Below are 25,983 nucleotides of genomic sequence, written 5' to 3' on the forward strand. Positions count from 1 at the left end.
CGCTTCCGCGCCGCGCGGAGCGTGCCACGGAAACGGTGTCGCGTCGAGCGGTATCGCTCGGTGCGGTGTCGCTCGGTGCGGTGACGCCTTACGCCGAAGCGTCCTCCGCCTCTTCCGCGCGCAGGCCCATCGGCCCGTAGATCTTGTTCGCGTCCTCGAAGAGGCTCACCTGGTCGGCGCCGCCCTCGGCGAGCTCCTTCCAGTACTCACCGACCCAGGACTCGGCGTCCCCCTGGGTGGTGAACTCCTCGGGTTGCACCGCGGGCTGGACCTCCGTCCCGTCCGCCTTCTCGAACCGCCACGTCCATGCCGCCATGTCAGCCTCCCGAAGGTCCCGTAGCGGTGTGAGAACCGCCTGAATCCGCTTGAAGCCTAGCCGGGCGCGCGGCGCTCGACCCGACGCGGGAGGATCTTCGTGTGGAACTGACTCTGCTCGGCACCGGCGCCCCCGGCGGACTGCCCCTGCCCGACTGCCCCTGCGCGGCCTGCGCGACCGCCCTCGGCACGGCGGCACGCGCCGCGACGGCGGCCCTCGTGGACGGCGTCCTGCTGCTCGACCTCACCCCCGGAGCGGCGTTCGCCGCCGCCCGCGCCGGGCACTCGCTCGGCGGAGTGCGCCAGGTCCTCCTCTCCCACCCGCACGACGGCCCCGCCGTCGAGGTCCCCGCGGGCCTGCCGCAGCCGGGGCGGGTCGCCGACGGGCGCGAGCTGGCGCTGCTGACCGGGCACCGGGTGCGCGCGGTGGCCCTGGACGCGCCAGGCTCCGGGTACGAGGTGACCGGGCCGGACGGGGACCGGCTGCTGTACCTGCCGCCGGGCGGGGCCCCCGCGGGGCTCGCCGACGGCAACGGCTCGGACGACGGCGAGCGGCGGCCGTACGAGATGGTCCTCGCCGACGTCGTCGGGCGTCCCGACGGGCTCGCCCGGCTGCGGGCGGCCGGCGCGGTCGGCCCCACCACCGACGTGATCGCCGTGCACATCGGCCACGAGGCGCCGCCGGGCCCCGAGCTGACGCGCCGGCTGGCCGCCGTGGGCGCACGGGCCGTGCCGGACGGCTCGACGCTCGCGGTCGGCGCCTACGAGGACGTACCGGACGTACCGCGCCGCACCCTCGTCCTCGGCGGTGCGCGCTCGGGCAAGTCCGTGGAGGCCGAGCGGCGCCTGGAGGCCTTTCCCGACGTGCTGTACGTGGCGACCGGCGGGACCAGGAACGGTGACACCGAGTGGGCCCGGCGGGTGGGCGTGCACCGCGAGCGGCGTCCCGGCTCCTGGCGGACCGACGAGACCTGCGACCTGGTGCCGCTGCTCGCGCAGGACGGGCCGCCGCTGCTCGTCGACTGTCTCTCGCTGTGGCTGACCCACGTGATGGACGAGGTGAAGGCGTGGGACGACGCCGAGTGGGCGGGCGGCGGGGAGCGGGCACTGCGGGGGCGGGTCACCGAGCTCGCGCACGCGGTGCGTGCCACCCGGCGCACGGTCGTCGCCGTCTCGAACGAGGTCGGCTCCGGGATCGTCCCCGCGACCGCGTCGGGCCGCCGCTACCGCGACGAACTGGGCCGCCTCAACACGGCGTTCGCCGCCGAGTGCGAGCACGTGCTGCTCGTCGTGGCCGGGCAGGCCGTGACCCTGCGCGGCTGACGCCCTACGCCGGCCCCTCGGCCGTGCCCGCGCCCGCGCCCGCCGTCTCCTCTCCCCTGCGGGCGACGACCCGGTAGGTGTTGGCGAAGCCGGTGCGGGTGAGCAGGGGCGGCAGGCAGGCGTCGAGCGCGCGGGCGAGCGCCGTCAGCGGCACGGACATCGACCAGGCGGCCCGCCGCAGCCTGAGCCGGAGCGGGGAGGCGGGCTTGGCACGCCAGGGGACGTCGGGCGCGGGGATGCGGCAGTTGAGGAAGAGCGTGAGCGCCGAGCTCAGGTCGAGCGGGACGTGCGCCGCGCGGCGGTCGACGCCGACGACGGTGAAGCCGAGTTCCGCGAGCTCCTTCTCGAGGTTGGCGAGCGGCACGAGGTGCAGGTGCCGCGGCTGGGCGTACGAGGCCCACCACTTGCCGAGCAGCCGCGCGGAGCGGCACTCGGGGTCGGGGGCCTCGATCATCAGGTGCCCGCCGGGGCGCAGCACCGTCCGCGCGGCCCTGAGCTCCGCGCGCGGGTCCGGGCTGCGCTGCAGGTAATGGAACATGCTCAGCGCGTCGTAGCGGCCCGCGAGGGAGTCGGCGAGCTCGGTGAGGGAGCCGCGGTGGCCCTCCTCGATGCGGCCGCGCCGCACGCCCTCCTCGACACCGTCGCCCGCGTCGAGCCCGTCGAAGGCCGTGTACGGCAGGACCCTTTTGGCCACGGCCGCGAAGTGCGCGGCGCCGGTGCCGACGTCCAGCCAGCATTCGGGCTCGTCGAACGCGCGCATCGCGCGGGCGCTGGAGAGGCGGCGCCTCGGCGGCACGTCCGCGCCGAGGGCGCCGGGTCCTTCGTGGCAGCCGTGGCAGCCGCGGAGCCCGTGGAAGTCCCTGCGGTAGAAGTCCAGGCCCTCGGGGGTGAGGCGGGGGTTCTGGAAGGAGTGGCCGCAGTGGTCGCACCGGTCGAGCGTGAAGGTGCCCGGCTTGTGCTGGACCAGGTCGGTGGTGCGCAGCCGCACCCGCAGCCGCTCGGAGCCGCACCAGGGGCAGTCGGTGCGGCGGGGCTCGTGGAACCGCTCGGTGCCCTGGGCGAGTTCGGCGAGGTAGGCGGGCCGCCGTGCGGCGACCTGCTGGGCGGCATCCGTGGTCATGGTCGTGCTCCTGGGAGGTCCTGGGGTGGGAGTGGCCGCGCTGTCACGCGGGACGACGACGAAGGGGCGCGCGGCACGGCAAGGGATCACGCAGTACGACAAGCCGCTACAAACGGAACGTAAGGGATCATTCCCATGCACACGGTGACGCTATGCATCGCGCGCCTCACGGGGTGCGACCGGGCGCCGTGTCGTCCTGACGGTCCGTCACTTGGGTGGGGTGCCGCCCGGGGACCGTTTACGCGGTGCCGCCACCGCTCCCGGTACTGTTCGGCGAATGAGCTCGCTGAATCTCGACGACTTCACCGACCTGATCGAGCGGCCCGACGGCGGGGTCCGTCGCGACGCCGAGGAACGCAGGGAGCGGCAGACCGTGCCGCCCGGCTCGCTGGGCCGCCTCGACGAACTCGGCGAGTGGCTCTCGGCGGCCCAGTCGGCGGTTCCGGTGCGGCCGGTGGAGCGGCCGCGCGTGGTGCTGTTCGCGGGCGACCACGGAGTCTCCGGGCTCGGGGTGTCGGCGCGGCCCGCGGGCGGCGCCGCCGATCTCGTCCGCGCGGTGCTGAACGGCGAGAGCCCCGCCGCCGTCCTCGCGCGCCGCCTCGACGTGCCCGTCCGGGTCGTCGACATGGCCCTGGACTGCGACCCGGCCGAGCTGCCCGCCGAGGTGGCGGGGCACCGGGTGCGCCGCGGCTCGGGGCGCATCGACATCGAGGACGCGCTGACGGCCGAGGAGGCAGAGGCCGCGGTACGGGCCGGGATGGCCGTCGCCGACGAGGAGGCGGACTCCGGCACCGACCTGGTCGTGCTCGGTGATGTGAGCGTGGGCGGCACGACGCCCGCCGCGACGCTGGTCGCCGCGCTGTGCGGGACCGACGCGTCCGTGGTGACCGGGCGGGGCGGGCAGCCCATCGACGACCTGGCGTGGATGCGCAAGTGCGCGGTGGTGCGGGACGCCCTGCGGCGGGCCAGGCCCGTGCTCGGCGACCAGCTGGAGCTGCTCGCCGCGGTGGGCGGCGCCGACGTGGCCGCGATGACGGGCTTCCTGCTGCAGTGCGCGGTGCGGCGCACCCCGGTGATCCTGGACGGAGTCGTGGCGTCGGCGGCGGCGCTGGTCGCCCAGCGGGCCGCCTTCCGGTCGCCGGACTGGTGGCTCGCGGGGCACGACAGCGGGGAGCCGGCCCAGGCCAAGGCGCTGGACCGGATGGCGCTCGAACCACTGCTCTCGCACGGCGTGAAGATCGGCGAGGGCGCCGGGGGGCTGCTCGCCCTGCCGTTGGTGCGGGCCGCGGCGGCTCTGTCGGCGGAGCTGCCGGAGCGGCCGGAGGCGCCGGAGCCGTCCGAGGCGCCCGGGTCCCCCGAGGAGTCGGCGGACGCCTCGGCGCCGGAGGAGTCCACGACCCCGGAGCACCGCACCGCGACGCCGCCCGCCGAGTGACCGCCCGGCGCCGGGGCGAGTGCTGACACCTCGTCACCGGCGCCCGGCCGTGCGGAGGTACCGGCCGTACGGGGAACGCGCTCCGGCCGCAGGAAGAACGCACCCCGGCCGTACGGAGAACCCACTCGCGGCAGCCGCGGAGCATCCCGCGCGAACACCCCCGCACACGCCCCCAAAGCGGGCGGAACGCCGGTTCGCGCCGCATGTGGAACACTTACCTGCAAAGCGTGCCGAACGTCTGCGCGCCAAGGGCGGTCACCACTTGCCCATATGATCCCTTTTCATGGGAGATGAGCAGGTCGTCGCCGGACGACAGAAGTCACGCACCGTCATAGAGCGCCGCGCCGCGGGATTCACCGTCTGGTATCTCCGCGCCGTCACCTTCATCAACTTCCTGAGCGCGGTCTGGGTCTCCCTCGGGCAGGACCTGCGCCAGCACAACACGGAGAACTACTTCACTCCGTACCTGCTGACCGCCGGCTTCGCCTCCGGCCTCTTCACGCTGTTCCTGGCGATCACCATGCGGCGCCGCAAGCGCGCCGCGTGGATCCTCAACCTCGTGCTCGGCGGGCTCTTCCTGCTCCTCTTCGCCTTCGCGATGATCTTCCCGGAGATCCGCGGGTACGCGCAGAACTGGATCTCCCTGGTCCTGACCGCCGCCTTCGTCGCGGCGCTGATCGTCGGCCGCCGCGAGTTCTACGCCAAGGGCGACCGCTCCAACCCGAGGCTGGCGTCGGCCGTCGCGGTCGGCGGGCTCCTGGTCACCTCGCTGATCGCCACGCTCCTGGTCACCGTCACCAACCGTGCCCACGACGACTACCGCTCGACGTTCCTGGACCGCTGGCGCTACGGCACCATGCGCCTGGTCTCGCTCGCCGCCGACGACAAGCGCTTCGAGGGCATCACCACGCCCAGCTGGGTCAACGTCGGCATCAACGTGCTCAGCGCGCTGCTGCTCTGCGCCGTCCTGTACGCCGCGTTCCGCTCCCGCCGGGCCGTCGACCCGCTCACCGAGGACGACGAGGAGCGGCTGCGCGCGCTCCTCGACCAGCACGGCGACCGCGACTCGCTCGGCTACTTCTCGCTGCGCCGCGAGAAGAGCGTCGTGTGGTCGCCGACCGGCAAGGCAGCCGTCGCCTACCGCGTCGTCGGCGGTGTCTCGCTGGCCTCCGGCGACCCCATCGGCGACCCGGAGGCCTGGCCCGGCGCGATCGAGCCCTGGCTCGCCGAGGCCCGCGAACACGGCTGGATCCCCGCCGTGATGGGCGCGAGCGAGGAGGCGGGCACCATCTACGCCCGGCACGGCCTGGACGCCCTGGAGCTGGGCGACGAAGCCATCGTGGAGATCGCCGCCCGGGGCGAAGCCTCTCATGGACACTTCACCCTGGAGGGGCGGGCCATGCGCACCGTCCGCCAGGCGTACAACCGCGTGAAGCGCGCGGGCTACACGGTCCGCATCCGCCGCCACGAGGACATCCCGCACGACGAGATGACCGAGCTGCTGCGCCGCGCCGACGACTGGCGCGACGGCGCCACCGAACGGGGCTTCTCCATGGCGCTCGGACGGCTCGGCGACCCGGCGGACGGGCGGTGCGTGATGCTCGAATGCACGGACGGGGACGGCGAGTTGCGGGCGCTGCTCTCCTTCGTGCCGTGGGGCCCGCACGGGCTCTCCCTCGACCTGATGCGCCGTGACCGGGACTCGGAGAACGGCCTGATGGAGTTCATGGTCATCGAACTCCTGCAGCGCGCCCCCGAGATCAAGATCACTCAGGTGTCGCTCAACTTCGCGATGTTCCGGTCGGTCTTCGAACGTGGCTCGCGGCTCGGGGCCGGTCCGGTCCTGCGCCTGTGGCGGTCGCTGCTCAGCTTCTTCTCCCGCTGGTGGCAGATCGAGTCCCTGTACCGGGCCAACGCCAAGTACCGGCCGATCTGGGAACCGCGCTTCCTCCTCTTTGAGAAGAGCGCGGACCTGCTGCGCATCGGTGTCTCGTCCGCCCGCGCGGAGGGCTTCCTCGAAGCGCCGGGCCTGCCGAAGTGGCTGCACCGCAAACACCTGGAGTCGAGACGATGAGCACCCTGGCCCGCTACGCCCGCGCCGAGTGGGGGCCGCTGTTCTCCACCGTGCGCGACGCGCTCGTCGCCCGGCGGTGGCGGGCCGTGCCCATGACGCTGGCGGCGGTGTGCCTCACCGCCGCCTTCCAGTACGTGCAGAACCAGTCGTGGGGCTACGGGTTCGTGCAGAACATCGGCTGCGTACGGGCCGAGGACCCGCTCTGGCTGGCGCTGCTCCGCACCCCGCTCTCCCTCTTCGTGCCCGCCCTCGACCTGCCCGTGTGGGGAGCGCTCGCACAGATCCTGCTCGTCTTCGGGATCGCGGAGATCTGCCTGGGCTGGTGGCGCACGCTCCTCATCGGGTACGCGGCCACCCTGGCCGGCACGCTCTACGCGCGCGTGGGCATCGAGCTGGGCCCCGCCAACCCGGTCGGACTCCCCGCCTCCGACGCGCAGGTCGTCGACACCGGCCCCTCGGCCGCCGTCGTCGGCCTCGCCGTCTACGTGTGCTGGCGCTACCGGGCGTACGTCACCGCGGCGCTGGTGAGCGCGCTGATGGTCGTCGAGGTCCTCGTCAAGGACAACCTCGCGGGCAAGGAGCACCTGGCCGCCATCGCCGCGGTGATCGTGCTGTGCCTGCTCAGGGCACCGCGTCACCGGGGCCGTGACACCCGGTCCGGGTCCGGCTTCGACGGGCCCGGCTTCGGATCCGGCACGAAGCCGCCGATCCAGTCCTGAAGCTTGCGGCTCGGGCCCGCCCAGCGCCGGTCGTGCCGGAAGGCCCGCAGCCCCGCACGCGCGCGTGCCCGGTGCCGGTTGCGGTAGAACCGCCGCGCCCACGCCGAGCCGGGCCGGGCGAGCCGGATCGCGCCGACCAGCGCGACGAACGGGACGACCATGCCGATCAGGGCGGTGCGCAGCTTGCCCTTGAGGAGCGCGATCAGTGAGAAGCCGCAGTTGATGCCGACGTTCAGCGCGAACAGCCCCCGGTTCTGCTGCTCCTCGGGCGTCAGGTCGTTCACCCCGAACGGTGTGAAGCCGGTGAGGACGAGCACCACCAGGGCGGCCGTGAGCATCACGACCTCCACGCTCTTGCGGCCCTGCTCGCTCCAGTAGACGTCGTCCAGATGGAGGATCAGCGCGAACTCGTCGAGCACCAGTCCCGCGCCGACCCCGAAGATGACGGCGGCGTACAGCGGCCCGACGCCGTGCCGCCCCGCGGCCACCGCCCAGAACCCGCCGACCAGCATGAGGAAGATGCCGGGCACGACGTGGTGGATGTGCACGTCCCCCGTGCTGATGTTCCGGAAGGGGCCCTTGCCCGCACGGATCAGCCGCGTGATGGTCCGGGTGATCAGGAACGACCCCACGAAGGAGAGCAGCGCGAGCAGCAGCGGCAGCTTCCCCGGCTCGACGATGTTCCGGTACCACCAGTCGCTCATGCGGCCCACCAGTCGTTCATGCGCCCATCCTCCGTCCCCGAAGAGTGACGCGCAGGCCGGGACGTTCCCCCGGGGTAGCCTGCCGCGGTGTCCAGAACCTCCCCCGCCGACGGCATACGTTTCGCCTTCGGGACCCTGACCGCGCTCCCCGTCCGCGTCACGCGCTGGGACCGCGATGCCGCGCGCGACGGCATGCAGTGCGCTCCCCTGGCCGGTCTGGTGATCGGCCTCTGCGCGGCGGGCCTGGGCGGCGCGCTGACGCTGCTCGGCGCGGGCCCTCTGCTCGCCGCCGTCGCGACCGCCGCGGTGCCCGCCGCCCTCACCCGCGGCCTGCACCTGGACGGCCTCGCCGACACCGCCGACGGCCTCGGCAGCGCCAAGCCGGCCGACGACGCGCTGCGCATCATGAAGCAGTCCGACATCGGCCCCTTCGGCGTCATCACCCTGCTCTTCGCCCTGCTCGCCCAGGTCGCCGCGGTCTGCCGGCTGTACGAGACGTCGTGGGCCCACGGTGCCGTCGCCGCCGTCGTCTCGGCGACCACCGCGCGCCTGGCCCTCACCCTGGCCGCCCGCGCCGGAGTGCCGCCGGCCCGCCCCGAGGGGCTCGGCGCCGCCGTCGCCGGAGTGGTCCCGCGCGGCCGGGCGCTGGGCGTCTCCGTGGTGGTCGCGTGCGGGGCCGCGGCCGTGTCCGCGCCGCTCGGCGCGGACACCATCGTGCGGTCCGCGGCGGCCGTCGTCCTCGCGCTCGGCGCCGCCGAACTCCTGCTGCGGCACTGCGTACGGCGCTTCGGCGGCGTCACCGGAGACGTCTTCGGCGGCCTCGCGGAGACCGCGGCGACCGCCTCGCTCGTGGTCCTCGCACTCGGCTGACGCCCCGGTCCGCGGGATCCCCCGCGTACCGCACACCGCGCCGAACACACACAGTGAGGCGCACCGCAGCGCTCACGGGCGTAGGCTCGCGACGGGCTCACCACCCCACAGCCCGTCAAACTCACTGAAAGAGGACCTCACCACCGTGACTGCTCTGACTCTCAGCACCGCCGCCGCGACCGGCCTGCGTGCCGACGCGATCGTCGTCGGTGTAGCGAAGGGCGCTGGATCCAAGGGGGGCCTGGTCGTCGCCTCCGGCGCCGAGGCCGTGGACAAGGCGTACGACGGCAAGCTCGCGTCCGTCCTGGAGACTCTCGGCGCCTCGGGCGGCGAGGGTGAGGTGACGAAGCTTCCCGCGCCGTCCGGATTCAAGGCCCCTGTCGTCATCGCGGTCGGGCTCGGCGAGGTCCCGGAGAAGGACGACACGTACGGCACGGACACGCTGCGCCGTGCCGCCGGTGCCGCAGCGCGCGTCCTGACCGGCGCCAAGAAGGCCGCGTTCGCGCTGCCCGTCGAGGACGTGGACGGCGCCGGCGCCGTCGCGGAGGGCGTGCTGCTCGGCGCCTACGCCTTCGACGCCTACAAGGACCAGGGCGACGCCAAGGCCGCCAAGAAGAACGGCAAGGACGCCAAGGCCCCGCTGGCCGAGGCGGCCCTGCTCGGCGGCAAGCCCCGCGACAAGGCGTACAAGGCCGCCGTCGAGCGCGCCACCGCCGTCGCCGAGGAGCTCAACCGCGCCCGCGACCTGGTCAACACCCCGCCGAACGACCTCAACCCCGAGGCCTTCGCCGCGGTCGCCACGGCCGCCGCCAAGGAACACGGCATCAAGATCCAGGTGCTCGACGAGAAGGCGCTCACCAAGGGCGGCTACGGCGGCATCCTCGGCGTCGGCGCGGGCTCGGACGCCCCGCCGCGCCTGGTGAAGCTCTCGTACACGCACTCCAAGGCGAAGAAGCACCTCGCCTACGTCGGCAAGGGCATCACGTACGACTCGGGCGGCATCTCGCTGAAGCCCGCCGGGCACAACGAGACGATGAAGTGCGACATGGCCGGTGCCGCGGCCGTCTTCGCCGCCGTCGTCGCCGCCGCGCGCCTGGGCCTCGAGGTGAACGTCACCGGCTGGCTGGCGCTCGCCGAGAACATGCCGTCCGGCTCCGCGACCCGCCCCGGCGACGTCCTGCGGATGTACAGCGGCAAGACCGTCGAGGTCCTGAACACCGACGCCGAGGGCCGCCTGGTCCTGGCCGACGCGATCGCCAAGGCCTCCGAGGACAAGCCCGACGCGATCGTCGACGTGGCGACGCTGACCGGCGCCATGATGATGGCCCTGGGCAACCGCACCTTCGGCATCATGGCCAACGACGACGCCTTCCGCACCTCGGTCCACGAGATCGCCGAGGAGGTCGGCGAGCCCTCCTGGCCGATGCCGCTCCCCGCCGACCTGCGCAAGGGCATGGACTCCCCCACCGCCGACATCGCCAACATGGGCGAGCGCATGGGCGGCGGCCTGGTGGCCGGCCTCTTCCTGAAGGAGTTCGTGGGCGAGGGCATCACCTGGGCGCACCTGGACATCGCGGGCCCGGCCTTCCACGAGGGCGCGCCGTTCGGTTACACGCCCAAGGGCGGCACCGGCTCCGCCGTCCGCACCCTGGTCCGGCTCGCCGAGCACACCGCATCGGGCGACCTGGGCTGATTCGCGTACGTTGATCCCGGGCCCCGGACGCCTGTGCGTCCGGGGCCCGGCGCGATTTCGCCCTGGACGAAATCCGTACGTTCGTACGCACAGGTAGGCCCGCGAGACGGTCGATCCGACGTCTCACAGCCTGGCCCGGCGTCCCGTCTCCCGCCGACAAGTGCGAAGATGGGTTCCCGGCAGGACAGGGCCCCCCCCAAAGGGCCGAAACAAGAGCGGCCGAATACCAGCCGACCGACCGGTCGTCCCCCGAGAACGGGGTCCGGCGTACGGCGCACATGCATGGAGGACGTGACGTGGCGAACGACGCCAGCACCGTTTTCGACCTAGTGATCCTCGGCGGCGGTAGCGGCGGTTACGCCGCGGCGCTGCGCGGAGCGCAGCTGGGCCTGGACGTCGCACTGATCGAGAAGAACAAGCTCGGCGGCACCTGCCTGCACAACGGCTGCATCCCCACGAAGGCGCTGCTGCACGCCGGCGAGATCGCCGACCAGGCGCGCGAGGCCGACCAGTTCGGCGTGAAGGCCACCTTCGAGGGCATCGACATGGCGGCCGTCCACAAGTACAAGGACGACGTGATCTCGGGCCTCTACAAGGGCCTGCAGGGCCTGGTGGCCTCCCGCAAGGTGACGTACATCGAGGGCGAGGGCAAGCTTTCGTCGCCGACCTCCGTGGACGTGAACGGCCGGCGCGTCCAGGGCCGCCACGTGCTCCTGGCGACCGGCTCCGTGCCGAAGTCGCTGCCGGGCCTGGAGATCGACGGCAACCGCATCATCTCCTCGGACCACGGCCTGACCCTGGACCGCGTGCCGAAGTCCGCGATCATCCTGGGCGGCGGCGTCATCGGCGTCGAGTTCGCCTCGGCCTGGAAGTCCTTCGGGGCCGACGTCACGGTCGTCGAGGGCCTCAAGCACCTCGTGCCCGTCGAGGACGAGAACAGCTCCAAGCTTCTTGAGCGCGCCTTCCGCAAGCGCGGCATCAAGTTCAACCTCGGCACGTTCTTCGAGAAGGCCGAGTACACGCAGGACGGCGTCCGCGTGACCCTCGCCGACGGCAAGACCTTCGAGGCCGAGGTGCTTCTGGTCGCCATCGGCCGCGGCCCGGTCTCCCAGGGCCTCGGCTACGAGGAGCAGGGCGTCGCCATGGACCGCGGCTACGTCCTGGTCGACGAGTACATGCAGACCAACGTCCCGACGATCTCGGCCGTGGGCGACCTGGTGCCGACCCTCCAGCTCGCGCACGTCGGCTTCGCCGAGGGCATGCTGGTCGCGGAGCGCCTGGCCGGTCTGAAGACCGTCCCGGTCGACTACGACGGCGTACCGAAGGTGACGTACTGCCACCCCGAGGTCGCCTCCGTGGGCATCACCGAGGCCAAGGCCAAGGAGATCTACGGCGCGGACAAGGTCGTCGCCCTCAAGTACAACCTCGCGGGCAACGGCAAGAGCAAGATCCTCAAGACCGCGGGCGAGATCAAGCTCGTCCAGGTCAAGGACGGTGCCGTCGTCGGCGTCCACATGGTCGGCGACCGCATGGGCGAGCAGGTCGGCGAAGCCCAGCTGATCTACAACTGGGAAGCGCTGCCGGCCGAGGTGGCCCAGCTCATCCACGCCCACCCGACGCAGAACGAGGCGCTGGGCGAGGCCCACCTCGCCCTGGCGGGCAAGCCGCTGCACTCCCACGACTGACCTTCGGTCATTCGGGCGCGACGAGACGACCAGACTTCCGCAATTCTGTAAGGAGCAACTGAAACCATGGCGGTTTCCGTATCCCTTCCGGCGCTCGGCGAGAGCGTCACCGAGGGCACTGTCACCCGTTGGCTGAAGGCCGAAGGCGAGCGCGTCGAGGCCGACGAGCCGCTGCTCGAGGTGTCGACCGACAAGGTCGACACCGAGATCCCCTCGCCGGCCGCCGGCATCCTGGCCTCCATCAAGGTCGCCGAGGACGAGACCGTCGAGGTCGGCGCCGAGCTCGCCGTCATCGACGACGGCTCGGGCGACGCGGGCGGCTCGGCCGCCCCGGCGCAGGCCGAGGCCCCGGCCGCCCCCGCCGAGGAGGCCCCCAAGCAGGAGGAGGCCCCGCAGCAGGAGGCCCCCCAGCAGCAGGCCCCGGCCCAGTCCGGCGGTTCCGCCGAGGGCACCGACGTCACCCTGCCCGCGCTCGGCGAGTCCGTCACCGAGGGCACCGTCACCCGTTGGCTGAAGGAGGTCGGCGAGGAGGTCGCGGCCGACGAGCCCCTCCTGGAGGTCTCGACGGACAAGGTCGACACCGAGATCCCCTCGCCGGTCGCGGGCGTGCTGCTCGAGATCGTCGTCGGCGAGGACGAGACCGCCGAGGTCGGCGCCAAGCTCGCCGTCGTCGGTGCGGCCGGTGCCGCGCCCGCCCCTGCCAAGGAGGAGGCCCCGGCCGCCCCCGCGCAGCAGGAGGCCCCCAAGCAGGAGGCCCCGAAGCAGGAGGCCCCGAAGCAGGAGGCCCCGAAGCAGGAGGCCCCGAAGCAGGAGGCCGCCCCGGCTCCGGCTCAGCCCGCCGCCCCGGCCCAGCCCGCGCCCGCCGCTCCGGCTCCGGCTCCGGCCGCCCAGCCGGCGCCCGCCGCGCCCGCCGCCCCGGCCCAGGCCACCCCGGCCGACGACGGTGCCTACGTGACCCCGCTGGTCCGCAAGCTCGCGACCGAGAACGGGGTGAACCTCTCCGAGGTCACCGGTTCCGGCGTCGGCGGCCGCATCCGCAAGCAGGACGTCATCGCCGCCGCCGAGGCCAAGAAGTCCGCCCCGGCCCCGGCCGCCGCCGCTGCTCCGGCCGCGTCCAAGGCCCCGGCCCTGGAGGTCTCGCCGCTGCGCGGCCAGACCGTCAAGATGACCCGCATGCGCAAGGTCATCGGCGACAACATGATGAAGGCGCTGCACTCGCAGGCCCAGCTGACCTCGGTCGTCGAGGTCGACATCACCAAGCTGATGAAGCTGCGCGCCAAGGCGAAGGACTCCTTCGCGGCCCGCGAGGGCGTCAAGCTCTCCCCGATGCCGTTCTTCGTCAAGGCCGCCGCCCAGGCGCTGAAGGCCCACCCGGTCGTCAACGCCCGGATCAACGACGACGAAGGCACCATCACGTACTTCGACTCGGAGAACATCGGCATCGCCGTGGACGCCGAGAAGGGTCTGATGACGCCGGTCATCAAGGGTGCGGGCGACCTGAACATCGCCGGCATCTCCAAGAAGACCGCCGAGCTGGCCGGCAAGGCCCGTGGCGGTGGCCTCACCCCGGACGACATGTCCGGCGCCACCTTCACGATCTCCAACACCGGTTCGCGCGGTGCCCTGTTCGACACGGTCATCGTGCCGCCGAACCAGGCCGCGATCCTCGGCATCGGTGCCACCGTGAAGCGCCCGGTCGTCATCAACCACCCCGACCTCGGCGAGACCATCGCCGTGCGGGACATGACGTACCTGTCGCTCTCCTACGACCACCGTCTGGTGGACGGCGCGGACGCCGCCCGTTACCTGACCGCGGTCAAGGCGATCCTGGAGGCGGGCGAGTTCGAGGTCGAGCTCGGCCTGTAGTCACAGCCCCCATGGAGCTGTAAGACTCGTCTCATCAGCGCGTACGCCCCCGTTCGGAGGTTTCCGGACGGGGGCGTCGCCGTATTGTCTAGGGGTCACAACGCCCTGGGGCGCTGCCCCGCCGGAGGAGCCCACATGACCGCGCCCGTCGTTCACTCGCTGCGCGAACAGATCCGCGAGCACATCGTGGAGGGGATCGTCAGCGGGCGATGGAAGCCGGGCGAGCGCATCGTGGAGCGCCGGATCGCGGTGGAGCTGGAGGTTTCCCAGACGCCGGTGCGCGAGGCGCTGCGCGAGCTGGAGACGCTGCGGCTGATCGAGTCGGCCCCCAACAAGGGCGTACGCGTACGCAACCTGACGGCCGCCGACCTGGAGGAGAGCTACCCGGTGCGCGCCGGTCTCGAGGCGATCGCCGCGGAGCTCGCGGCGGAGCGGCTCGCCGGGGACTGCTCGGCCCTGGAGCCGCACGTCGCGGCCCTCTACGAGGCGGACCGGGCCGCCGACGGCACGGCACAGGTGCGGCACACCGTCGGCTTCCACCGGGAACTGGTGCGCGCCGCCGACAACTCCGTGCTCCTGCACACCTGGGAGGGCCTCGGCATCGAGGTCTTCACCGCGCTGTCCATCCGCTGGCTGGGCACGGTCCAGCAGTCGTACGCGGAGGAGCACGAGGCCCTCGTCTCGGCGTTCCGCCGCCGTGATCCGGCCATCGCGGACCTGGTCAAGTCGCACGTCCTCGGCTGCGCGCCCCGGCCCTGACGGCGGCGCACGCGGTGCGCTCATCCGTGGGCGCTTGCCGCCATACGTGCCCTCACCTGCGTAAACCCTTCAAATCGAAGGCACCGCGTGCCCGCTTTACTGGCACCGGATGCCTACTTTCTCGGTGTTGAGAGGTTTTCGCCTTCAACCCTTTGATCGATCATCGATCACGGAGTTAGAGTCTCCGACGGGCTCACACCAGAGCCTCATGCCCTGTCCTGCCAAGCACCGGGCACCCCCACCCCTTACCGAACAGGGGACCCCCTCCGACTCAGGAAGGCGGCGCAATGACCGACCCCTCCGCAATCCAGCCGAGCGAGCTCGACCAGCTCCCGGACCGCGACCCCGAGGAGACCGCCGAATGGCAGGCCTCCTTGGACGCCGTCACCCAGGCGGCCGGGCCGCACCGTGCCGCGTACCTGATGCGCCGCACGCTGGAGCGCGCCGAGGGCGCGGGCCTGGCGCTGCCCAAGCTCCTCGAGACCGACTACGTCAACACCATCCCCACCTCCGCCGAGCCGGCCATCGACGGCGACGAGGAGATGGAACGGAAGATCACGGCGTGGAACCGCTGGAACGCGGCCGCCATGGTCAGCCGCGGCTCCAAGCACGGCGTCGGCGGCCACATCGCGACCTTCGCGTCCGCGGCCTGGCTGTACGAGACGGGCTTCAACCACTTCTTCAAGGGCAAGGAATCCCAGGAGTCGCCCGGTTCCGGTGACCAGCTGTACATCCAGGGCCACGCCTCCCCCGGCATCTACGCCCGCGCCTTCCTCGACGGCCGCCTGAACGAGGCGCAGCTCGACAACTTCCGCCAGGAGGCCGGCGGCAACGGCCTGCCCTCCTACCCGCACCCGCGCCGCCTGCCCTGGCTGTGGGAGTTCCCGACCGTCTCCATGGGACTCGGTCCGCTCTCCGCCATCTACCAGGCGCGCTTCAACCGGTATCTCACCAACCGCGGCATCAAGGACGTCTCCGCCTCGCACGTGTGGGCGTTCCTCGGTGACGGCGAGATGGACGAGCCCGAGTCGACCGCTGCCCTCGCACTGGCCGCGCGTGAGGGTCTGGACAACCTCACGTACGTCATCAACTGCAACCTGCAGCGCCTCGACGGCCCGGTCCGCGCCAACTTCCGCGTGGTGCAGGAGCTGGAGGCCCAGTTCCGCGGCGCCGGCTGGAACGTCATCAAGGTCATGTGGGGCAACGCCTGGGACGAGCTGTTCCAGCTCGACACCACGGGCGCCCTGGTCCGTCGCCTGCGGGAGGTGCCGGACGCGCAGTTCCAGACGTACGCGACGCGTGACGCCGCCTACATCCGCGAGCACTTCTTCGGTGCCGAGCCCGCCCTCGCCGAGCTGGCGAAGCTGCTCAGCGACGACAAGATCAGCGAGTGCTTCCACCTCTCGCGCGGCGGCCACGAGGCCCGCAAGGTCTACGCGGCCTACCGTGCGGCGCTCACCCACAAGGGCGCGCCGACCGTGATCCTCGCGCAGACGGTCAAGGGCTTCACCCTCGGCAAGGGCTTCGAGTCCAAGAACGCCAACCACCAGATGAAGAAGCTCACGGTGGACGAGTTCAAGGACATGCGCGACCTGCTCGGGCTGCCCATCCCGGACAGCGACTTCGTCGACGGCCAGGTGCCCTACGGCCACCCCGGCGCCGACTCCCCCGAGGTCCGCTACCTCCAGGAGCGCCGTGCCGCGCTCGGCGGCCCGGCCCCGGCCCGCCGCACGCAGCCGCTGGCCCCGCTGCCCGCCCCCGCCGACAAGGCGTTCGCCTCCTTCGACAAGGGCTCCGGCTCGCAGAACGTTGCGACGACCATGGCCTTCGTACGTCTGGTCAAGGACCTCGTGCGCGACAAGGAGACCGGCAAGCGCTGGGTGCCGATCGTCCCCGACGAGGCGCGCACCTTCGGCATGGAGTCGCTCTTCCCCTCGCTCGGCATCTACTCGCCCAAGGGCCAGACGTACGAGCCGGTCGACCGCGACCAGCTGATGTACTACAAGGAGGCCAAGGACGGCCAGATCCTCAACGAGGGGATCACCGAGGCCGGTTCGATGGCGGACTTCATCGCCGCGTCGTCGTCGTACGCGACGCACGGCGAAGCGATGATCCCCTTCTACATCTTCTACTCGATGTTCGGCTGGCAGCGCACGGCCGACCAGATGTGGCAGCTCGGCGACCAGCTCGGCCGCGGCTTCCTCGTCGGCGCCACGGCCGGCCGTACGACGCTGACCGGTGAGGGTCTGCAGCACGCCGACGGTCACTCGCCGGTGATCGCCGCGACCAACCCCGCCGCGCTCTCCTACGACCCGGCGTTCGCGTACGAGATCGCCGCGATCGTCAAGGAGGGTCTGCGCCGCATGTACGGCGAGGCCCACGAGGGTGAAGACCAGAACGTCTTCTACTACCTGACCGTCTACAACGAGCCGATGCCGCAGCCCGCGAAGCCCGCGGGTGTGGACGAGGGCATCGTCAAGGGCCTGTACCGCTTCAACACGGCCGAGACGGCCGGGCTCTCGCCCGCCGCCAACGCCTCGCGGATCCAGCTCATCGGCTCGGGCACGGCCATCCACTGGACCCTCCAGGCCCAGAAGATGCTCGCCGAGGAGTGGGGCGTGGCCGCCGATGTGTGGTCCGCGACGTCCTGGACCGAGCTGCGGCGCGACGCCCTTGAGGCGGACGAGGCGCTGCTGCGCGGCGAGGAGCGCATCCCCTTCGTGCGCAAGGCGCTCGACGGTGCGCAGGGCCCCGTGCTCGCCGTCTCCGACTACATGCGCCAGGTCCCCGACCAGATCGCGCAGTGGGTCGAGCAGGACTACTCCTCGCTCGGCGCGGACGGCTTCGGCCTCTCCGACACCCGTGAGGCCGCGCGCCGCCACTTCGGCGTCGACGCGCCGTCGATCGTCGTCGCCGCGCTGGCGCAGCTCGCCCGCCGCGGCGAGGTGCCCGCCTCCGCGGTGAAGGAGGCGCGGGCCAAGTACGGCCTGTAGGCCTTTCGACCGACACGTGTGCGGGCCCCTGCCGGATGACGGCGGGGGCCCGCACCCGTGTGTGCACGGTGGCCCCGGCGGCATCATGGACGCATGCGCGCTGCTCGTCTCATCAAGATGGTGCTCCTGCTCCAGGCCCGGCCCTCCATGACCGCCGCCGAACTCGCCGCCGAGCTCGAGGTCTCCGAGCGGACCGTCACGCGGGACGCGCAGGCGCTGTCCGAGGCGGGCGTGCCGGTCTACGCCGACCGGGGCCGCACCGGCGGCTACCGCCTCGTGGGCGGCTACCGCACCCGGCTGACCGGGCTCGGCCGCAGTGAGGCCGAGGCGCTGTTCCTGTCGGGGGTGCCGGGCGCGCTGCGCGAGATGGGGCTCGCGGACGCGGCGTCGGCGGCCCGTCTGAAGGTGTCGGCGGCGCTGCTGCCCTCGCTGCGGGACGCCTCGCAGAGCGCCTCGCAGCGGTTCCATCTGGACGCGCCGGGCTGGTTCCAGGAGACGCCCGCCCCCGGGCTGCTGCCCGCCGTCGCGGACGCGGTGTGGGACGACCGGCCCGTGCGGGCCCGCTACCGCCGCGAGGAGAGCGAGGTGGAGCGGGAGCTGGAGCCGTACGGCCTCGTGCTGAAGGCGGGCGTCTGGTACTTGTGCGCGCGGGTGCCCGACTCCGGGACGTACCGCGTCTACCGCATCGACCGGTTCACGGCCGTTCGGGCCGGCGAGGAACGCTTCGCGCGGGACGAGGAGTTCGACCTGCCGGGGTTCTGGGAGGAGCGGGCCGAGCAGTTCGCGCGGGCGATCCTGCGGGCCGAGGCCGTGGTGCGGCTCTCCCCGTCGGGCGTGCGCCGGCTGCCGCACGCCACTGACGGCGCCGCCGTGCGCGAGGCGATGGCGTCGGCGGGCGAGCCCGACGGACAGGGGCGGGTGACGGTGACCCTGCCCGTCGAGAACGAGGACGTGGCGTACACGCAGCTATTGGCGCTCGGCCCTGAGGCGGAGGTCCTGGCGCCCCCGAGTCTGCGCGCACGCTTCGCCGACGCCGCCGAGCGGGCGGCCGCGCTGTACGGCGCGCCGTAGGCGCGGCTACCGGTAGCCGGTGACGTCCGCCGTCCCGCTCTCCTGGTCGACCTCCGTGAGGTAGCGCCAGGCGTCCGGCGCGGAGCCGTCCACGTCGGTGAAGCCGTACTCCTTGGCGAGTCCGCCGCTGGAGAGCGAGGCACCGTTGTGGCGGGCCACGTCGGGGTCGGCGGCGAGGGCGACCAGGGCGCGGCCCACGAAGGCGGGTGTCTCGGAGATCGCGAAGTGCGGGTTCTGCTCGCGGCCGTCGAGCCAGTTCTCCTCGGTCACCTTGAAGTAGGTGTCGAGCATGGCCTCGGAGCGCAGCCAGCCGGGGGTCAGACAGAGCGCCGTGCAGCCGTACTCCACCAGCTCTTGGGCGAGGTCGTGGGCCATCCGCAGCGGGGCCGCCTTCGCCAGGTCGTAGTAGAAGGGCTTGCGGTAGTTGGCGCGGTTGTACTCCTCGGTGCCGTCGGTGACCTCGACGACCAGGCCGCCGCGGTTCCTGATCAGGAGCGGCAGCGCGTACCGGCTGGTGATGATGTGGGTCTCCATGCCGAGGCGCAGGATCCGCAGCCCCTTGTCGAGGTCGTGCTCCCACATCTTCTTGTCCCACTCGACGTGCTGGTCGCCGCCCCAGATGTCGTTGACGAGGATGTCCAGGCGGCCCTGCTCGCGGTCGATCCGCTCGACGAGGGCCTCGACCTGCTCGGGCTCCAGGTGGTCGGTGGGCACGGCGATGCCCGTGCCGCCCGCCTCGTCGACCAGTTCGGCGGTCCCCTCGACGGTCTCGGAGCTGCGGCCGATCTCGCTGGTGTGCGCGCGGGTGGTGCGGCCCGTCACGTACACGGTGGCTCCTGCGCGGCCGAGCTCCACGGCCATGGCGCGGCCCGCGCCGCGGGTGGCGCCCGCGACGAGGGCGATCTTTCCGGTCAGCTTGTGGGTGGTCTCCATGCCGGTGAGCCTTCCACCGAATCCCGACAACCCCTGTCGGTTTTTCCATCGGCATGTGCACGCATAACGAGACAGCCGCATTCCGGCGCACTCCGCGTGCGCCCCCACCCCGCAGGACCGATGCTGGACCCGTGATGGACGAGACGGAGTTCTGGGAGATCGTGGACCGCACCCGCGAGGCCGCCGGTGGTGACCCCGAGGACCACGCCGAGCTGCTCGTCGAGAGACTGGTGCAGTCCGACCCGGACTCCGTCCTCGACTTCGCCCGTCACTTCGAGTCCCGCTACAACCGCGCCTTCCGCTGGGATCTGTGGGGCGCGGCCTGGGTGCTGCTCGGCGGGGCGGGCGACGACGCCTTCGAGTACTTCCGGTGCTGGCTGATCGGCCAGGGCCGGGAGGTCTTCGAGGGCGCGGTGCACGATCCCGACGCGCTCGCCGACCTCCTGGACGACTTCGACGAGGAGCTCGACGGGGACGGCGAGGAACTCGGCTACGCCGCGGACGAGGCGTACGAGCAGCTCACCGGGGTCGTCGCGCCGGACCTGGGCCTGCCGCCCGCCCCGGCCGAACCCGAGGGCACCGCGATCGACTTCGAGGACGACACGGCCATGGCCCGGCGCTACCCGAAGCTCTGGGACCGCTACATGGCGGACTGAGCGGGCCCCTGAGCCGGTGCGGCGGGTTCTTCCGCCGGTGCGCCGGGGCCTTCCGTCGGTGCGGCGGATCCTCCCGCCGGTGCCGGGTCCGTGCGGCTCATGATCATCTCGGTACGCGGGGGCAGCTCCGCGTCGATCATCTCCGGCTGCGGTGTGACCCAGTACCGCCCCTCGGCGATCTGCTCGAAGCAGCGGCGGGCGTGCTCCTGCGCGCTGATGCCCTGGGTGTCGGACCGCGCCTGGAGCCGCGCGTGGAAGCCCGCGACCTCGGGCGGGGTGCCGTCGCCCGGCCGGGCCGCCGCGAAGATCTCGCTGCGCACGGAGTCCGGCAGGACCACGGAGACCTGGATGTCGGCCCGCTTCATCCGCAGCTCGTGGGCGAGCGCCTCGGTGAGCGCGAGCGTGCCGAACTTGGTGACGCTGTACGGCGCCATCAGGGGGCTCGGGAAGAGGCCGCCGACGGAGGAGATGTTGACGATCCACGCCTTGGTGCCGCGCTCCAAGAGGCGTGGCACGAAGGAACGGATGCCGTTGACGCAGCCGCCGACGTTGACGCGCAGGACGGCGTCCCAGCGCTCGGCCGGGATCTCCCAGGAGTAGCCCATCGCCATGATCCCCGCGTTGTTGACGAGCAGGTCGACCCCGCCGAACCGCTCGTGGGCCCGGTCGGCGAGCGCGTCGACGGAGGCCGGGTCCGCGACGTCGGTGGGGACGGCCTCGACCTCGGCGCCACCCCGGGCCAGCTCGTCCGCGAGGGCCGCGAGCCGCTCGGCCGCGACGTCGGCGAGGACGAGCCGCATGCCGAGGGCGGCGGCGTGCCGGGCGAGGCCCTCGCCGATCCCCGCGGACGCCCCGGTGATGACGGCGACCCTGCCGCCGAAGGTCTCTGCTGCGGTGCTCATGGGGTGCGTGCCTTCCCGCGGCTCAGAAGTGGGTGCCGCCGTCGATGCGGACCTCGGTGCCGGTGATGAACCGGCCGTCGTCCGAGGCGAGCATCGCGACGACGGAGGCGACGGTCTCGGGGCCGGCGAAGCCCTGGCCGAGCGCGGGCGCGAGCTTCACGAAGAGGCTCATGTCGGCGTCCTCGGGCAGACCGGGGCCCACGCTCCGGCGGCTGGCGCCGGAGCCGTCGGTCATGCCGGAGGAGATGGAGCCGGGCTGCACGGCGGTGAAGCGGATGCCCTGCTTGCCGTACTCGGCGGCGAGGGCGTGCGTCATGGACTGGATGCCGCCCTTGCTGGCCGCGTACGCCGCCATGTACGGGTGGGCGAACATCGCGGAGGTGGAGCTGAAGTTGACGACGGCCGAGCCGTTGCCCGCGAGCAGCGCAGGGATCGCCTCACGGATCATCAGGAACGTGCCGGTGAGGTTGACGCCTATGACCTGGTTGAAGGCGTCGAGGGTGGTCGCGTGGGTGTGCGAGGAGCGCAGGATGCCCGCGGCGTTCACGAGGACGTCCAGGCCGCCGAGCGCGGCGGTGGCGGCGGCGACGCCCGCGCGGACCGAGGCCTCGTCGGCGATGTTCACGGCCACGGTGGTGAGGCGGTCCGCGGCGGCGCCCGCCTTGGCGACGGTGTCCGTCAGGCCGTCCTCGCTGACGTCGGCGGCGACGACCCGGCCGCCCTCGGCCAGCATGCGCAGCACGGTCGCCTGGCCGATGCCGGAGCCGCCGCCGGTGACCAGGGCGCGGCGCCCCTCGTAACGGTTCAGGGTCTGCATGGCGCTCATGGCGTTCTCTCCCACTCTCGCAAGGGTCGTGCTTTCCCGATACACGTTACGCCTGGATGGCACGTTCTGCCACTTAGTCCATACGTGCCGATGTGGCCGGTCGGCGTAGGCTTCGACGGGTGAGCATCCCGTCGTCAACGCCGCCCCTCTCCCTCACGGAGCGCCGCAAGCTGGCCACCCAGCTGGACATCGCGCACGCCGCGGCCGAGCTCTTCACCGCCCACGGGCCCGACGGCACCACGGCCGAGGCCATCGCGGGCCGGGCCGGGGTCGCGCTGCGCACCTTCTACCGGTACTTCCGCAACAAGCAGGACGCGGTGGGCCCGCTGCTCGCCGTCGGCGGCGAGCGCTGGCGGGCGCTGCTCGCCGCGAGCGAGCCGGGCACGGAGCTGCCCGAGGCGCTGCGGCGCGCGGTCCGCGAGGCGCTCGCCGCGCCGGACGGGACCGCCGCGGCCGGCCTGCGCCAGACCCGCGGCCTGCTCCGCGCCGCCGCCCACGACCCGGCGCTGCGCGCGGTCTGGTACCGCGTGAACCAGGAGTCCGAGGAGAAGCTGCGCCCCGTCGTCGCGGAGCTCGTGGGCGCGGACGCCCGGCCACTGGAGATCCGCCTGGCCGCGGCGGCGGCGACGGACGCGATCAGGATCGCCCTGGAGACCTGGGCGGAGACGGACGCGGACGTCACGGGCCCCGACTCCCCCGCGGAACTCGCGGTGCGGTGCCTGCGGGCGCTGATGGGTCGGGCGGGGGCCGGCTGACCGGGGGGGCGGGGCCTGCGGGCGCTGACGGGCGGGGCGGGGGCCGGCTGACGGGGGGCGGGGCCTGCGGGCGCTGACGGGCGAGGCGGGGGCCGGCTGACGGGGGGCGGGGCCTGCGGGCGCTGACGGGCGAGGCGGGTGCCGACTGACGGGGGGGGCGGGGCCTGCCGGCGCTGACGGGCGAGGCGGGTGCCGACTGACGGGGGGGGCGGGGCCTGCCGGCGCTGATGGGCGAGGCGGGTGCCGACTGACGGGGGGGGCGGTGCCTGCGGGCGCTGATGGGCGAGGCGGGTGCCGACTGACGGGGGCGGGGCCGGGGTGCGGGAGGGCCGGTGAGGGCGCCGGACCGGTTACGCCGCCTCCGGGCCCTCGGCCACGTGCGCGCCCCCTGCCGGGTCCGGCCCGCGCATCGGTGCGGGGCCGGTCGCCGGGCGGGGTTCGGGCCCGGCGGACGGCTCGGTCTCCGCGCCCGGTACGAACACCATCATCGTCACGTCGTCCCGCACCCGGCCCGCGTAGCTGACCACGTCCGCCCACACGCGGTCCGTGAACCCCGCCGGGTCGTCCAGCAGCGCCGCGTCCGCCTCGATCATCCCGGTGAGGCGCTCGGCCAGCGGGTAGAACGTGCCGGACACGTCCCGCGCCTCGCTCACGCCGTCGGTGAGGGCCAGCAGCACGTCCTTGGGGAGCAGCGGCACCGTCAGCTGTTCGGGCGGGGCGAGGCCCGCGATGCCGAGGCCGAGCGGCGCGCCCGCGGGCACGTCCAGTTCGGTGACGTCGGAGCCGCGCAGCAGCAGGGGCGGCGGGTGGCCGCAGGAGACGATGCGGACGACGGAGGCGTCGTCGGGGAACTCCAGGAGCACCGCCGTCGCGAACAGCTCGGCGTGCTCCTGCCCCGCCGAGTCCACCACGAGCCTGCGGTCGAGCTGGGAGGCGACGCCCTCCAGACCCGCCTGGTCGAGGACCGCCTCGCGGAACGCGCCGAGCAGCGCGGCGACCGTGCCGACCGCCGCGAGCCCGTGCCCCTGCACGTCGCCGACCAGGGCACGCACCCCGCCGGGCCCCCTGCGCACGTCGAAGAAGTCGCCGCCGACCAGCGACTCGTGCTGCGCCGCCTCGTACAGGCCCGCGCACCGCACCCGGCCGACCCGCTCCTGCAGCGGCGGGAGGACCGCGAACTGGGCGGCCTCCGCGACCGTGCGGACCGTGACGAGCTGGGCCTCGCGCCGGCTGCGCACCCAGGCGAAGAGCACGCTGAGCACCGCGATGAAGGTGATCGTCAGCTCGTCGCTGTTGCCCGGGTGGCCGAGGCCGAAGACGGGCAGCGAGAGCAGCATGACGACGAGGCCGCCGACCACGGCGGTGGCGGCGGGCCCGTACGAGAGGGCGGCCAGCGGCGGCACGGCGGCGACCAGGAAGCCGAGGTCGACCGTCTTCGGGGTGACCAGCTGGACGACGATGATCGCGAGCAGGAGCAGCGGCGGCGGCCACCGCACCCACGGCGGGGGTGGCGTGCCGCGCAGCAGCCAGTCGCGCTGGTCCGCGTCGCGCCGTCTGGCCGCAGCCCTGATCATTTCTTCACGCTCCTACGGGCGCGGCGCCCTCGCACGCCGGGCCGGTCCGTCGGGTGCCTCCGCGGGGTGCCGGACCCCGGGGCCCGCGTGCTCCGGGAAGGTCAGAGGGGGCGTCCCATGAGGACGTCGTCGACGTACACGCCGTCCAGCAGGAACTCGCCGGGCAGCACGCCCTCGATGACGAACCCTTCCCCTTCGTACAGCTTGCGGGCCGGGGTGTTGTGCCCGAGGACCCGCAGGGTGATGCGGAGCGCGCCCTGCCTGCGGGCCTCGTCCATGGCCGCCCTGATCAGCCGCTTGCCGATGCCCCGGCCGCGCATCCCGTCGGCGACGACGAAGCCCTGGATCTGGCGCACGTGCGCGTTGACCAGGAGCGGGGTGGGGAAGCCGAGCTTCACGTAGCCGACGATCCGCCCGTCCACCTCGGCGACCAGGTGGTCGTGGGGGCCGAAGCGGTCGTTGAAGAAGGGGTCGTAGGGAGGCTGGGGGCGGGGCTGGACCGCGTGCAGCGTGGACCAGGTGGCCCGGTCGAGACGGGCGAGCTCGTCGTCGTCCTCGGGCAGTGCGGTGCGTATGTGCAAGTCCGGCATGGCGCCACTTTACGGCGGCCGCGGCGCGCGCCGGCCCGGCTGCGCGGGGCGGGCACCTTCCCGGCCTTACGGGGCAGGATGGATCCCATGGAAACCACACAGTCGCGCGTTGCCGTGGCCGGCGCCTCCGGGCTCATCGGCACGGCTCTCACACGCTCCCTCGCCGCCGACGGGCACGACGTGGTGCGTCTGGTGCGCCGTGCGCCCCGTGCGAAGGACGAGGTGCGCTGGGACCCCGGGAAGGAGTACGTGGACACGGCCGGGCTCGCCGGCTGCACCGCCGTCGTCAACCTCGCGGGCGCGGGCATCGGCGACCACCGCTGGACGGAGTCCTACAAGCGGGAGCTCAGGGACAGCAGGGTGCTCGGCACCAAGGCGCTCGCCACGGCCGCGGCCTCGCTCGACGAGCCGCCGCTGGTGTTCCTGAACGCGAGCGCGATCGGCTACTACGGAGACACCGGGCAACGCGCGGTGGACGAGACCGCCCCCGCGGGCGAGGGCTTCCTGCCGTCGCTCTGCGTGGAGTGGGAGGAGGCCACCGGGGCCGCGCGGAGCGCGGGCATCCGCACCGTCCTGGCCCGCAACGGCCTGGTCGTCGGGCGCGAGGGCGGGGCGTGGGGCCGGCTCTTCCCGCTCTTCAAGGCGGGGCTCGGCGGCCGCCTGGGCAACGGCAGGCAGTACTGGAGCCACATCTCCCTGCACGACGAGGTGGCCGCGCTGCGGTACCTGCTCGACACGCGGACGCTGTCGGGCCCCTTCAACCTCACGGCGCCCGATCCGGTCACCAACGCCGAGGTGACGGCCGCGATGGGCCGGGTGCTGCGCCGGCCCACGCTCCTGCCGGCGCCCGCGCCCGCGCTGCGTCTGGTGCTCGGGGAGATGGCCGGAGACGTCCTCGGCAGTCAGCGGGTGCTGCCGACGCGGCTCCTGGAGTCCGGCTTCACCTTCGCGTTCCCCGGCATCGACGAGGCGATCCGGGCCGCGCTGTGACCCGGACCGCGCTGTGATCCGGACCGCGCTGTGAGGTGAACGGGCAGCGTGCCGGCGGACGGACCGCTCTCCGCGGAACCGCTCTCCGTAGAGGCGGCCGGACCGCGTGAAGGCGGCGCGAATGCCGAGG

Annotated in this window: 22 protein-coding genes; 14 read left to right on the forward strand and 8 right to left on the reverse strand. The window is 73.0% G+C overall.

The window, feature by feature from the left end; genetic code table 11:
• Positions 1-88: 88 nt before the first annotated feature.
• The gene (locus ACZ592_RS28040) at positions 89-316 is read right to left on the reverse strand and encodes a hypothetical protein (protein WP_471584429.1); all 228 of its coding nucleotides are present in this window, start codon (positions 314-316) and stop codon (positions 89-91) included.
• A gap of 101 nt (positions 317-417) precedes the next feature.
• On the opposite strand from ACZ592_RS28040, the gene ACZ592_RS28045 reads away from it, so the two are divergent.
• Complete coding sequence (locus tag ACZ592_RS28045) at positions 418-1,638, forward strand: bifunctional adenosylcobinamide kinase/adenosylcobinamide-phosphate guanylyltransferase (RefSeq protein ID WP_471584430.1); 1,221 nt, start codon at positions 418-420, stop codon at positions 1,636-1,638.
• 4 nt (positions 1,639-1,642) lie between these two features.
• On the opposite strand, the gene ACZ592_RS28050 is transcribed toward ACZ592_RS28045, so the two are convergent.
• The gene (locus ACZ592_RS28050; protein WP_471584431.1) at positions 1,643-2,758 is read right to left on the reverse strand and encodes a class I SAM-dependent methyltransferase; all 1,116 of its coding nucleotides are present in this window, start codon (positions 2,756-2,758) and stop codon (positions 1,643-1,645) included.
• A 277-nt stretch (positions 2,759-3,035) separates the two neighbouring features.
• Here ACZ592_RS28050 and cobT point away from each other — a divergent pair, with 277 nt between their 5' ends.
• The 3 genes from cobT (at position 3,036) to ACZ592_RS28065 (ending at position 6,986) form a co-directional block, all read left to right on the forward strand.
• The gene (gene cobT / locus ACZ592_RS28055) at positions 3,036-4,193 is read left to right on the forward strand and encodes a nicotinate-nucleotide--dimethylbenzimidazole phosphoribosyltransferase (protein WP_471584432.1); all 1,158 of its coding nucleotides are present in this window, start codon (positions 3,036-3,038) and stop codon (positions 4,191-4,193) included.
• A gap of 283 nt (positions 4,194-4,476) precedes the next feature.
• Positions 4,477-6,267 carry a phosphatidylglycerol lysyltransferase domain-containing protein gene (locus tag ACZ592_RS28060; RefSeq protein ID WP_471584433.1) on the forward strand — a complete coding sequence of 597 codons (1,791 nt, stop codon included), beginning with the start codon at positions 4,477-4,479 and terminating at the stop codon, positions 6,265-6,267.
• On the forward strand, positions 6,264-6,986 hold the full coding sequence (locus tag ACZ592_RS28065; RefSeq protein ID WP_471584434.1) for a hypothetical protein: 723 nt from the start codon (positions 6,264-6,266) through the stop codon (positions 6,984-6,986). The genes ACZ592_RS28060 and ACZ592_RS28065 overlap by 4 nt, the downstream gene beginning before the upstream one ends.
• On the opposite strand, the gene ACZ592_RS28070 is transcribed toward ACZ592_RS28065, so the two are convergent.
• Positions 6,902-7,690: a hypothetical protein gene (locus ACZ592_RS28070; protein ID WP_471584435.1), complete on the reverse strand. Its 789-nt coding sequence runs from the start codon at positions 7,688-7,690 to the stop codon at positions 6,902-6,904. The two genes, ACZ592_RS28065 and ACZ592_RS28070, sit on opposite strands and share 85 nt — an antisense overlap.
• Positions 7,691-7,777: 87 nt before the next feature.
• Between ACZ592_RS28070 and ACZ592_RS28075 the strand changes: the two genes are divergently transcribed.
• The 7 genes from ACZ592_RS28075 (at position 7,778) to ACZ592_RS28105 (ending at position 18,627) form a co-directional block, all read left to right on the forward strand.
• On the forward strand, positions 7,778-8,560 hold the full coding sequence (locus tag ACZ592_RS28075; protein ID WP_471584436.1) for an adenosylcobinamide-GDP ribazoletransferase: 783 nt from the start codon (positions 7,778-7,780) through the stop codon (positions 8,558-8,560).
• Between the two features lie 145 nt (positions 8,561-8,705).
• The gene (locus ACZ592_RS28080; RefSeq protein WP_471584437.1) at positions 8,706-10,253 is read left to right on the forward strand and encodes a leucyl aminopeptidase; all 1,548 of its coding nucleotides are present in this window, start codon (positions 8,706-8,708) and stop codon (positions 10,251-10,253) included.
• Between the two features lie 296 nt (positions 10,254-10,549).
• On the forward strand, positions 10,550-11,938 hold the full coding sequence (lpdA, locus tag ACZ592_RS28085; RefSeq protein WP_471584438.1) for a dihydrolipoyl dehydrogenase: 1,389 nt from the start codon (positions 10,550-10,552) through the stop codon (positions 11,936-11,938).
• Between the two features lie 66 nt (positions 11,939-12,004).
• Positions 12,005-13,804 carry a 2-oxoglutarate dehydrogenase, E2 component, dihydrolipoamide succinyltransferase gene (gene sucB, locus ACZ592_RS28090; RefSeq protein ID WP_471584439.1) on the forward strand — a complete coding sequence of 600 codons (1,800 nt, stop codon included), beginning with the start codon at positions 12,005-12,007 and terminating at the stop codon, positions 13,802-13,804.
• A 135-nt stretch (positions 13,805-13,939) separates the two neighbouring features.
• Entirely contained in the window at positions 13,940-14,563 is a 624-nt protein-coding gene (locus ACZ592_RS28095; RefSeq protein WP_471584440.1) for a GntR family transcriptional regulator, read from the forward strand.
• A 287-nt stretch (positions 14,564-14,850) separates the two neighbouring features.
• Positions 14,851-17,556 (forward strand): pyruvate dehydrogenase (acetyl-transferring), homodimeric type, encoded by a 2,706-nt coding sequence (gene aceE / locus ACZ592_RS28100; protein WP_471584441.1) that lies wholly within the window; start codon positions 14,851-14,853, stop codon positions 17,554-17,556.
• Between the two features lie 93 nt (positions 17,557-17,649).
• Entirely contained in the window at positions 17,650-18,627 is a 978-nt protein-coding gene (locus tag ACZ592_RS28105; protein ID WP_471584442.1) for a helix-turn-helix transcriptional regulator, read from the forward strand.
• A gap of 6 nt (positions 18,628-18,633) precedes the next feature.
• Here ACZ592_RS28105 and ACZ592_RS28110 read toward each other — a convergent pair whose 3' ends face one another.
• Entirely contained in the window at positions 18,634-19,560 is a 927-nt protein-coding gene (locus ACZ592_RS28110; protein WP_471584443.1) for an SDR family oxidoreductase, read from the reverse strand.
• A 134-nt stretch (positions 19,561-19,694) separates the two neighbouring features.
• Here ACZ592_RS28110 and ACZ592_RS28115 point away from each other — a divergent pair, with 134 nt between their 5' ends.
• The gene (locus ACZ592_RS28115; RefSeq protein ID WP_471584808.1) at positions 19,695-20,216 is read left to right on the forward strand and encodes a DUF4240 domain-containing protein; all 522 of its coding nucleotides are present in this window, start codon (positions 19,695-19,697) and stop codon (positions 20,214-20,216) included.
• Here ACZ592_RS28115 and ACZ592_RS28120 read toward each other — a convergent pair.
• Positions 20,201-21,118: an SDR family NAD(P)-dependent oxidoreductase gene (locus tag ACZ592_RS28120; protein ID WP_471584444.1), complete on the reverse strand. Its 918-nt coding sequence runs from the start codon at positions 21,116-21,118 to the stop codon at positions 20,201-20,203. The genes ACZ592_RS28115 and ACZ592_RS28120 overlap by 16 nt on opposite strands.
• 22 nt (positions 21,119-21,140) lie before the next feature.
• Positions 21,141-21,935 (reverse strand): SDR family NAD(P)-dependent oxidoreductase, encoded by a 795-nt coding sequence (locus ACZ592_RS28125; protein ID WP_471584809.1) that lies wholly within the window; start codon positions 21,933-21,935, stop codon positions 21,141-21,143.
• Positions 21,936-22,063: 128 nt separating this feature from the next.
• Here ACZ592_RS28125 and ACZ592_RS28130 point away from each other — a divergent pair, with 128 nt between their 5' ends.
• On the forward strand, positions 22,064-22,699 hold the full coding sequence (locus ACZ592_RS28130) for a TetR/AcrR family transcriptional regulator (protein WP_471584445.1): 636 nt from the start codon (positions 22,064-22,066) through the stop codon (positions 22,697-22,699).
• A gap of 350 nt (positions 22,700-23,049) precedes the next feature.
• Here ACZ592_RS28130 and ACZ592_RS28135 read toward each other — a convergent pair whose 3' ends face one another.
• Together ACZ592_RS28135 and ACZ592_RS28140 are read right to left on the reverse strand one after the other, a co-directional pair.
• The gene (locus ACZ592_RS28135; protein WP_471584446.1) at positions 23,050-24,273 is read right to left on the reverse strand and encodes a PP2C family protein-serine/threonine phosphatase; all 1,224 of its coding nucleotides are present in this window, start codon (positions 24,271-24,273) and stop codon (positions 23,050-23,052) included.
• A gap of 101 nt (positions 24,274-24,374) precedes the next feature.
• Positions 24,375-24,863, reverse strand: a complete 489-nt coding sequence (locus tag ACZ592_RS28140) for a GNAT family N-acetyltransferase (protein ID WP_471584447.1) — start codon at positions 24,861-24,863, stop codon at positions 24,375-24,377.
• An 87-nt stretch (positions 24,864-24,950) separates the two neighbouring features.
• On the opposite strand from ACZ592_RS28140, the gene ACZ592_RS28145 reads away from it, so the two are divergent.
• Positions 24,951-25,853 (forward strand): TIGR01777 family oxidoreductase, encoded by a 903-nt coding sequence (locus tag ACZ592_RS28145; protein ID WP_471584448.1) that lies wholly within the window; start codon positions 24,951-24,953, stop codon positions 25,851-25,853.
• Positions 25,854-25,983 lie beyond the last annotated feature (130 nt).

Source organism: Streptomyces sp. NPDC040622, assembly GCF_055593965.1.

Excerpts from the sequence above, each read along its gene's own strand:
- ACZ592_RS28140 (WP_471584447.1), bottom strand. The coding sequence starts at position 24,863 with ATGCCGGACTTGCACATACGCACCGCACTGCCCGAGGACGACGACGAG.
- ACZ592_RS28060 (WP_471584433.1), top strand. The coding sequence starts at position 4,477 with ATGGGAGATGAGCAGGTCGTCGCCGGACGACAGAAGTCACGCACCGTC.
- ACZ592_RS28110 (WP_471584443.1), bottom strand. The coding sequence starts at position 19,560 with ATGGAGACCACCCACAAGCTGACCGGAAAGATCGCCCTCGTCGCGGGC.
- ACZ592_RS28040 (WP_471584429.1), bottom strand. The coding sequence starts at position 316 with ATGGCGGCATGGACGTGGCGGTTCGAGAAGGCGGACGGGACGGAGGTC.
- ACZ592_RS28095 (WP_471584440.1), top strand. The coding sequence starts at position 13,940 with ATGACCGCGCCCGTCGTTCACTCGCTGCGCGAACAGATCCGCGAGCAC.
- sucB (WP_471584439.1), top strand. The coding sequence starts at position 12,005 with ATGGCGGTTTCCGTATCCCTTCCGGCGCTCGGCGAGAGCGTCACCGAG.
- ACZ592_RS28145 (WP_471584448.1), top strand. The coding sequence starts at position 24,951 with ATGGAAACCACACAGTCGCGCGTTGCCGTGGCCGGCGCCTCCGGGCTC.
- ACZ592_RS28115 (WP_471584808.1), top strand. The coding sequence starts at position 19,695 with ATGGACGAGACGGAGTTCTGGGAGATCGTGGACCGCACCCGCGAGGCC.
- aceE (WP_471584441.1), top strand. The coding sequence starts at position 14,851 with ATGACCGACCCCTCCGCAATCCAGCCGAGCGAGCTCGACCAGCTCCCG.
- ACZ592_RS28065 (WP_471584434.1), top strand. The coding sequence starts at position 6,264 with ATGAGCACCCTGGCCCGCTACGCCCGCGCCGAGTGGGGGCCGCTGTTC.
- ACZ592_RS28120 (WP_471584444.1), bottom strand. The coding sequence starts at position 21,118 with ATGAGCACCGCAGCAGAGACCTTCGGCGGCAGGGTCGCCGTCATCACC.
- ACZ592_RS28125 (WP_471584809.1), bottom strand. The coding sequence starts at position 21,935 with ATGCAGACCCTGAACCGTTACGAGGGGCGCCGCGCCCTGGTCACCGGC.
- ACZ592_RS28135 (WP_471584446.1), bottom strand. The coding sequence starts at position 24,273 with ATGATCAGGGCTGCGGCCAGACGGCGCGACGCGGACCAGCGCGACTGG.
- ACZ592_RS28105 (WP_471584442.1), top strand. The coding sequence starts at position 17,650 with ATGCGCGCTGCTCGTCTCATCAAGATGGTGCTCCTGCTCCAGGCCCGG.
- cobT (WP_471584432.1), top strand. The coding sequence starts at position 3,036 with ATGAGCTCGCTGAATCTCGACGACTTCACCGACCTGATCGAGCGGCCC.
- ACZ592_RS28070 (WP_471584435.1), bottom strand. The coding sequence starts at position 7,690 with ATGAGCGACTGGTGGTACCGGAACATCGTCGAGCCGGGGAAGCTGCCG.
- ACZ592_RS28050 (WP_471584431.1), bottom strand. The coding sequence starts at position 2,758 with ATGACCACGGATGCCGCCCAGCAGGTCGCCGCACGGCGGCCCGCCTAC.